Source organism: uncultured Sulfuricurvum sp. (assembly GCF_937936435.1).
In the GTDB taxonomy this organism is placed as follows: Bacteria; Campylobacterota; Campylobacteria; order Campylobacterales; family Sulfurimonadaceae; genus Sulfuricurvum.
In genome coordinates this window covers 1-7,430 of record NZ_CALDDG010000055.1, presented here as the reverse complement: position 1 = coordinate 7,430, position 7,430 = coordinate 1, and the positions used below count along the sequence as shown (strand labels likewise).

Below are 7,430 nucleotides of genomic sequence, written 5' to 3'. Positions count from 1 at the left end.
GGCAATAACATAATCTTCGCAATCGGCTTTATCTTTTCCGATAAACTTCAACCGTGTCGCCCAATAATCACTGACGCCCCATGTTGTCTTGTCCGACGCATACGGGGTCTGATTGAAAAAATCGTTGACCTTTTCCATTTTTCCCATATCGTCAAGATCTCTGGCATCATTCATCATTTGTACCAATGCCAATGCTCGCCGTTTAGCAAAAGTACCGTATTCGCGTTCAATTTTATCTAAAAACGATTGAGCAATAGAAAATTCGGGAGAGCCAATGAGCATCGCGGCTAATGCCGCCGTAATGAAGAAAAGGGCGAAAGTTTTTTTCATCCTTTTATTCTAACGTAATTACTACGAATGTGTTACATCAGTTTCAATTTTCAAGACAACAGTCGGATCTCCCGAACTGCTACTATACGTATAAACATCCAAACCTGATTCAGAAGATTGTGTCATTGTGTAATCCGTTCCTGTCGTCGTCGGGATATTCACACTGTCACCTCCGTCTCCTTTAATAGTGAGTGTATTATTAGTATCGGTCATATCAATAACATCTTGTAAAGATAGATTCGTCAAAGTATGATTTCCACCAAGTGCAGCACCTTCTCCCAAATCAATAACTTCCATGTTATGTACAGGATTATTGGACGTATTCAAAGCCGTGAAATCGATATTCGCATCCTGCGCTAAAACTAAAGTATCAATACCTATACCGCCATTGATAAGTGTATCGGCAGCATCAAACACAAACGTATCATTCCCGTTTGCATCGACAAGTGCATCGCTTCCAGCTCCTCCATCAAGAGTATCGTCGCCGTCAAGACCAATCAGTATGTCTGATCCTGAGCTTCCGCTTAGAGTATCATCGCCATTTGTTCCATGAATAGTAGTAGCAGAATCTGACAAAATATTTACTTCTGTCGTTGCAGATTGTGTAGTAAAACTTCCATCACTCTCAGTCGATTTTGCTGTAACTGTAAGAGACAAAAGTGTAGAATCGGTACCTGTCGGCGCGATTAAAGCCAATGAATCTAGTGCCCAATCTGTTACAGCGATACCGGTTGTAGTATTCATAGATAATGCGGTGTGAATACCGTCTGTCAAAATATATCCGGCCGGAATACCCGATATACTTAGGGACAATACTTCAGAACTGTCTGTTAAACCTGCCGCTATCTGCGGAAGATTTGTCAACTGCCCGGCATACCCGGTATTTGAAACAAGTGACAATTGGACATTATCCAGCAAAACTCCGATACTATCCGTATCATTTGATCGCAATTCCAATTTTCCAATACCGGTTATATCCGATGTAAATGTAATCGAATAATGGGTCATTGAGAAACTGCTTGGATCGATAACACCTACCACATTCCCGTTCCAATATACATTGACTGTCGAATTATCCCCGCCTTTCCAATTTCGATTAGCATAATCCAAGTTAAGAGTGTACACTTCTCCTTCTTTTACTGCCATAGTTGTATAAAGGTTGGAAGCATCTCCCACCATTTGTTCAAGCTCTATTATTTGTGTACTGTCTGAAAGAACACCATATGTTATAGCACTACCGATTTCTACTTTACCATTTCCGTTATCCGTGTGCCATTCACCATGGCCGAGAACTGAGGCATTAACGTTACCATATGAACCGACATTTACTTCATCAAAATCAGTGGAGACGCTATACTCTTTTCCGATAAGTGACAATGTCGGCATATCACTCACTGGTGTAACTGTTATGATTGCAGTTGCAGGTGTCGGATCCATTGCATTGTCGTTATCAATTGCAGCATATTTAAACTCGGTTGTTCCGCTATAATTTGCATTTGGCATAAAATATACAGAAGTACTAGTACCGTTCAATATCATTCCGATCGTCACAGGAGTTGTCATGGCGGCATCTACATACAGTGTCCCGTTTGCGGGTAGTTCTGTGATTTTAAAGCCTACTACAGTACCGTCGACATCACTTCCTGAGAGGGCAACGACAATAGGGGTAGTTGTATCTTCAATACCTATTCCTGACGTTGAATCTGTTTCCGGCGCATCATTAGTCCCTGTGACCGTTAAGGTAACAGTTTTATATTCAGAATAATTAGATTCGTCATTGATACCCGGTGTGGTACCATCGTTAGCACGGTATTGAAATGTCACGGTAGCCGTTTCCCCTTCAGCCAAAGCACTAAAATCCCCACTAACCGTATAACTTCCAGTTTTTGAATCATTCAAAGTAACGTTCAGATCGCTTACTTTCGTATTATTAGACTCTACAGAATTGACATCAATCTCATATGTATGGGTATCGTTAACATCCTCATCCGATACAGTAAACACGCCATCAAACTTATTAAGCCCGTTTGCAGCCTCATTTTGAGATACGAATATATCATTTACAATCGGCTGATCATTCGTTCCGGTAATCGTCAACGTTACAGTAGCAGGCTCACTAACAGAAGATTCGTTGATTCCGTCAGTTCCATCGAATCCACGACTGTCATTAGCAACGTATTGAAAAGTAATCGTTGCTGTCTCACCAGCCGCCAAAGCATTGAAGTTACCGACAACTTCATAATCCCCGGTAATCGGATCGATCACAACGCTCATATCTGTAATAGTACCCGTATCGATTGCTGATGAAGCTACATTAATACTATTCTCTACCATTTCATAGGTCAAAGTTTCTCCGGAATCCACATCGGTTCCTGTTGCTAAGTTACCTGAAAATATCGTCAATACATCCTCTTGGGTGTCATCCGCACCTACAATATCCGTTCCATCATGACTTTCTACTAATACTTCTCCAACTTGGACATTTTGGACAATCGGCTGATCATTCGTTCCAATAATAGTAATAATCAAGTTTGCAGATGATGATAACCCTCCTAAATCCGTCGCAGTATAAGGAATTGTCAGTACAAACTCTTCTCCCGCTACGAGCGAATCATAACTGCTTGCATCAAATACATAATTTCCATTATTATCAAATGTCAATCCTGTCGGAGCCGGATTATTTAATGCATATACTAAATTTTCCGTATCTCCAACATCAATATCGGTTGCAATCACCTTACCAGTAGCTATAGTATCTTCGTATAAAGTGTCTTCAACGGTCTGAGCGATAGGGGCATGATTTAGAATAACCGGAAGAGCCGTATTATCAGATAGTGCACCGGATTCTGTCCCCGTAGTAGTCGATGAAAGAGCTGTAGTTACATCACCGACACCTGCCGTACGGTTATCAAACATATCACCGGTTCGCTCCGTATCAGTGACTTCATTACCGGCAGCCGTTTCACCTGCATTTGTCGTGTCTCCATTATCCTGATGATGTGCCGATAACGATTCTTTCGATGGCATAGCGGCTAATGCATCTTTGATAGAATTGACATAAACTACGGCATCATGATGACTAAAGACGCCATTTAACAATGACATATCAAAATGCAGTGCACCATTTCCGGCAATTACCAAATCACCCGCACCTTGTAACGTAACATCAACTATAATTTTCGCATCATTCGAATTACCATGTGCACCATAAACCAATTCGCCTTCATGAATCGCTTCGCCAACTTTAAGTTGATGAATTTTACCTTTTGCATCTTTTAGAAAAAAAGTGCCATGTTCCAACGATTTAACGTATCCGATTACTTTTGCCATTGGGAATCCTTTTTAAATGGAAAGATTTCATACTGTTAATTTTAGCGTAGGAAGAAAATGATTACTATTGTACTTGGGTACTAATTGGAGAAAAATAAAAAAAAATATTCTCTATTATTGATGCAAGAGAAGCGAAAGAGCTAGACGATCTTTGATTTCAAGTTTCTGATAGATTGCTGTCGCATGGGCTTTCACCGTACGCACAGTGATATTCAATGAATCGGAAATTTCCTGATGTGTGGTACCTTCTCCTAACATCAGCGCAACTTCTTTCTCACGAGTACTGAGAACATCCAATACTCCTAACGATTTCTTTTTCGGACTCTTTTGATCGCGTATCTGAACAATCATCATCGTGATAAAATCAGGATGCAACCATATATTTCCCTCTTCCAACGCTTGATAAATCGAATGTAAGTGAGATTCATGCATCATAGCGTTTCCATATCCCATGGCCCCCAAAGCTAAAACTCTCTGCGCTTCGGAAAAATTGGGGATGATGGATAGAACTGCTGTCTTATTCCTGAAGAATGATCCAAGTTCTTTGTCCGATTTCCCTCGTAAAAGTGTCTCAGAAACCATAACTATCGAATCGGATTCGATGTCAAAAGACAAAGTCGGCAAAGTAATCGGATACAATCCGCTGAGAGCACCCATCCACTTTGCTCTTACCGAAATATCATCGGACATCAAATACAGTTTCATTTATCGCTCCGTAAAGGTATACTGTTTAGCTTTTAAAATCGGTTTTAAAATGTATTCCAAAATCGTTTTTTTACCTGTGATGATGTCAACATTTACCATCATTCCAGGGATAATTTTAAGCTGTTTTCCTTTACGCTCAAGATACTTTTTATCGGTTTGAATTTTAACGACGTAATAGACGTTGTCATTTTTATCTGTGACGGTATCAGGACTGATCGTAACCACTTTTCCGTGTAATGAACCATAAATCGAAAAATCGTACGCTGTTACTTTAACAATTGCATCTTGGGAAGGGTAAATAAAAGCGATATCGGAAGGTTTAATCTTCGCTTCGACTAATAACCCTCCTTCTGTAGGAACGATCTCGATCAGGTTATCACCAGGCTTAATGACACCACCGACCGTGTTAACATAGAGTTTTTGAACGATACCGTTTATAGGTGATTTGATGACAGTTCGCGTTACCTGATCAGCCAATGCCGAACTTTCCGCACCGACTCTTTTGTATTCAGTAGCCGCTTCATTCAGATCCATACGCGCTTTTGAGGTAAATTCGTATTTAGCTTCATTAATTTTACTTTTTATTTCGCTCAAAGCCGCATTTAATCGTGGAATAGAGGCTTGAAGAGCGTTATAGTCCTCGTTGATGCTACTCAGTTCACGTTGAAGTTTTAAAAATTCGACCCGTGGTTTAATACCTTGAGCTACCATCGGTTCAGTAATTTTAACCTCTTCACGGATTAGATCCAAAGAACGCTTTTGTTCGGCAATACGTCCCTGTGCTTCTAATTTTTCATTCTGTTTTTGGATATACTGTTCATTAAGTCCGGAAATCTGAGACTGCAAACGTTCCTGATTCGACGTATAAAGACTTCTTTCTTGTGCGATCTGCATCGGGATTTTCTCCATATCAGCTGCAGTAGGAGAGAAAACTCCCCCCGTCGACTCTGCTGTCAAACGAACAATACGTGCCCGCAATTCAGCCGATTTATACTGCGAGCTGTCATATGTCGATGAGGATTTAAGGTTATCAACTCTAAGCAATACGTCATCAGCTTTGACCCGTTGCCCTTCTTTGACATTTATAGCACTGAGTATTCCTCCTTCAAGGTGCTGAATCATCTGATTTTCTCCACCAGGAATAACTTTGCCATCCCCACGAACGATCTCGTCTATCGGCGAAAATGCAGCCCAAAGTAAAAGAAATACAACCGTTACGATCCAAAATAAAAGGACTGAGCGCAAACGTGACGGGGTATCTTCCAACACTGCGGCAGAAAGACTTCGCATAAAGTTGTAGTCATTGGCATCAAATGAAAATCGTTTTTTCTTTCTCACGCTGTACCTCCTGACAATTTCGCAATCACTTGATCTCTCGGCCCATCAAGATAAATTGTCCCTTCGTTCATAACAATTATTCGATCAACCAATGGAAGAATTGTATTTTTCTGCGTAATCAATATAGCCGTTTTATCTTCTAAATATGTTTTTAAATTGGCGATCAAACGATTCTCACTCAACTGATCCATAGCATTTGTCGGTTCATCCATTACGATAATTGGTGCTTCGAATAACAAAGCACGCGCAATTCCGATACTTTGGCGTTGTCCTCCTGATAATCCCATCCCTCGTTCACCGATAGGCATCTCGTATCCTTTAGGATGCTTACGAATAAATTCATCAGCTCCTGAGATCACAGAGGCACGGATCATCTGCTCATCGCTTGCACGCATTGAACGATAAGCTATATTGTCTTTGGCGCTCCCTTTAAACAACATAATATCTTGAGAAACGTAAGCGATATTTTTACGCAAATCGGCTGGATCGATCTGTTTTATATCGATGCCATCGAGTAAAATAGAACCTTCCACAGGTTCATACAAATGAAGCAACAATTTAGCTATCGTACTTTTCCCCGAGCCTATCCGACCGATAATAGCGATTTTTTCACATGGTTTGATTGTAAAAGAAAGTTTTTTCAATGCACTGTGATCAGATTCATCGTACGCGAAACTCACCTCTTTAAATTCGATTTCCCCTTTTAATTCCGGACGGGTAATAAATTTCTTACCATGAGGACGTTCGGAGGGCTGAGAAATAATCCCTTCCAATACATCATATGCCGATTTGGCGTCTGAATAGTTAGCGATCAATGCTGCAGCCTGTCCCATAGGGGCAACGGTACGTCCGGCAATGATGATTACCGCGATTAGTCCCCCCATCGTCAATTCATGCTCTCCGATCAGATAGACACCTACAATGACTAACAACACAGTGGTTAACTGTGTCAAAAATCCGGTTACAGTGGAAATCGATGTGGAAATCAACCGTGATTTCAGGCTTTTTTGAGCTATTTCTCCGGTCGCTTCTTCCCATGCCCATTGGACTTGACCTGATGCACCTAAAGTTTTTAGCGTTTCGATATTTTGCAATGCTTCAATTAAAATGGAACTTTTTGCTGCCGACGCCTTATGGGTTTCTTCAATACTCTCACGTAAAGAGTTCCTCATAAAAAGAGCATATGCCAAAATCAAAAGCATCATTATGATTGGTACGACCACCATCCATCCGCCTATATAACCGATTACCAGTAAAAACAAGAGTGCAAAAGGAAAATCGACTAAAGCTGTCAATGTCGCATTGGTTAAAAAGGAGCGTATAGAATCGAAATCTTTTAAATTACTGGCGAAAGAACCGACCGATTTCGGATGCGATGCCATTTTTAAATCAAGTACTTTTTCAAAAATGATCGATGACATAATGATATCACTCTTTTTACCGGCACTTTCCAAAAGCATCGCTCGTGTAAATTTTAAAAAAGTATCTATAGAATAAACGACCAAAACACCTATAGCAAAAACCCATAAGGTTTCTGTAGCATTGTTAGGGATGACACGGTCATATACACTCATCGTAAAAAGAGGACTTGCCAAAACAAATAGATTGACCAGTATCGTCGCGTATATAACATCACGGTAGATATTTTTAGAGAGTTTAATCGTGTCCCAAAACCAGTGTTTGTGTTTTACATTCAAAGTCAATGAGTCATTTTCATTATACACAAA

At 40.4% G+C, this 7,430-nt stretch carries 4 protein-coding genes and 1 pseudogene; all 5 read right to left on the bottom strand.

The features are described from left to right. Nucleotides 1-330, bottom strand: a pseudogene (locus Q0389_RS06405) (transglutaminase-like cysteine peptidase); the annotation flags it as partial. A gap of 21 nt (nt 331-351) precedes the next feature. Continuing rightward, nucleotides 352-3,660 (bottom strand): VCBS domain-containing protein, encoded by a 3,309-nt coding sequence (locus Q0389_RS06400; protein WP_298692866.1) that lies wholly within the window; start codon nt 3,658-3,660, stop codon nt 352-354. A 114-nt stretch (nt 3,661-3,774) separates the two neighbouring features. Continuing rightward, the gene (locus Q0389_RS06395) at nt 3,775-4,365 is read right to left on the bottom strand and encodes a LuxR C-terminal-related transcriptional regulator (RefSeq protein WP_298692864.1); all 591 of its coding nucleotides are present in this window, start codon (nt 4,363-4,365) and stop codon (nt 3,775-3,777) included. Further along, nucleotides 4,366-5,703: an HlyD family type I secretion periplasmic adaptor subunit gene (locus Q0389_RS06390; RefSeq protein WP_298692862.1), complete on the bottom strand. Its 1,338-nt coding sequence runs from the start codon at nt 5,701-5,703 to the stop codon at nt 4,366-4,368. Further along, nucleotides 5,700-7,430: type I secretion system permease/ATPase (locus Q0389_RS06385; protein WP_298692860.1), on the bottom strand; the 1,731-nt coding region annotated here is incomplete at its 5' end. The genes Q0389_RS06385 and Q0389_RS06390, both read right to left, overlap by 4 nt.